The sequence below is a fragment of the Micromonospora sp. NPDC004336 genome (assembly GCF_053602615.1).
This window is the reverse complement of record NZ_JBSGDY010000369.1, coordinates 1-1,284: the sequence shown is the minus strand read 5'-3', so window position 1 is coordinate 1,284 and position 1,284 is coordinate 1. Positions and strand designations below refer to the sequence as shown.

Below are 1,284 nucleotides of genomic sequence, written 5' to 3'. Positions count from 1 at the left end.
GCCGGCACCGGGTGGTGGTCGCCGACGGCGACCTCGACCCGGCGACGGCCGACGCCCTGGCCGCCACCGGGCCGGTACCCGGATGACCGGCCCCGACCTGGTCACGGTCGGCGAGACGATGGTCGTGCTCACCCCCGCCGGCGCGGCGCCGCTGGAGCACGCCGACGGCCTCGCCGTCGGCGTCGGCGGGGCGGAGACCAACGTGGCCGGCTACCTGGCCCGGCTCGGCCACCACGCGGTCTGGGCCGGCCGGGTCGGCGACGACCCGTTCGGTCGCCTCGTCCTCCGGCACGTCGCCGGGACCGGCGTCGACGTCCGCGCCGTGCTCGTCGACCCCGACGCCCCCACCGGCCTCTACGCCAAGGACCCCACCCCCGGCGGCACCCGCGTGCACTACTACCGGGCCGGCTCGGCCGCGTCTCGGCTCGACCGCGCCGTGCTGGACGACCCCCGCCTCGCGGGCGCCCGGGTGCTGCACCTCTCCGGCATCACCGCCGCCCTCTCGGGCACCTGCCGGGCGCTGGTGGAACACGCCGTCACCCGGCGTCCGCTGGCCGGCGCGCTGGTCAGCTTCGACGTCAACCACCGGCCCGGCCTCTGGCCCGCCGCCCTGGCCGCGCCCGTGCTGCACCGGCTCGCCGACCGCGCCGACCTGGTCTTCGTCGGCCTCGACGAGGCGCGCACGCTCTGGGGGGTCGACACCCCCGACGACGTACGCCGGCTGCTGCCCCACCCGGACACGGTGGTGGTCAAGGACGCGGCGGTGGCCGCGACCGTCCTGCCCCGACAGGGGCCGGCCGCCGTCGTGCCGGCGCTGCCGGTCACCGTGGTGGAACCCGTCGGCGCCGGCGACGCCTTCGCCGCCGGCTACCTGGCGGCCCTCCTGCGCGACCTCGACCCCGCGTCCCGGCTCCGCTGGGGGCACCTGCTCGCCGCCCACGTGCTGCGGGTGCCCGGCGACACCGCCCCGGTGCCGGCCGCCGACCGGCTCGCCGAGCTGGCCGCCCTGCCCCTCGAACGCTGGACAACCCTCGACCCGACGGAGGAGACGCCCGATGCCCCCGCATGACTTCGCGCCGCTCCTCGGGACCGCGCGGGTGATGGTGATCCTGCGCGACCTGCCGCCCGACGAGACCCTCCGGCTCGCCCGGCACGCCTGGGACCTCGGCATCGACGCCGTGGAGGTGCCGGTCCGCACCCCGGAGGCCCTGCCCGCGCTGCGGGCGACCGTGGTGCTCGACAACACCGTGCTGACCGTGGCGATCACCGTGCTGACGACCGAGC

The 1,284-nt window shown here is 78.1% G+C and carries 1 protein-coding gene and 1 pseudogene; both read left to right on the top strand.

Annotated elements, in window-relative coordinates:
- The first annotated feature begins 82 nt into the window (after positions 1–82).
- The gene (locus tag ACWENR_RS30785; protein ID WP_452280443.1) at positions 83–1,069 is read left to right on the top strand and encodes a sugar kinase; all 987 of its coding nucleotides are present in this window, start codon (positions 83–85) and stop codon (positions 1,067–1,069) included.
- Positions 1,056–1,284: pseudogene (locus ACWENR_RS30780) on the top strand (2-dehydro-3-deoxyphosphogluconate aldolase); the annotation flags it as partial. The gene ACWENR_RS30785 and the pseudogene ACWENR_RS30780, both read left to right, overlap by 14 nt.

Excerpts from the sequence above, each read along its gene's own strand:
- ACWENR_RS30785 (WP_452280443.1), top strand. The coding sequence starts at position 83 with ATGACCGGCCCCGACCTGGTCACGGTCGGCGAGACGATGGTCGTGCTC.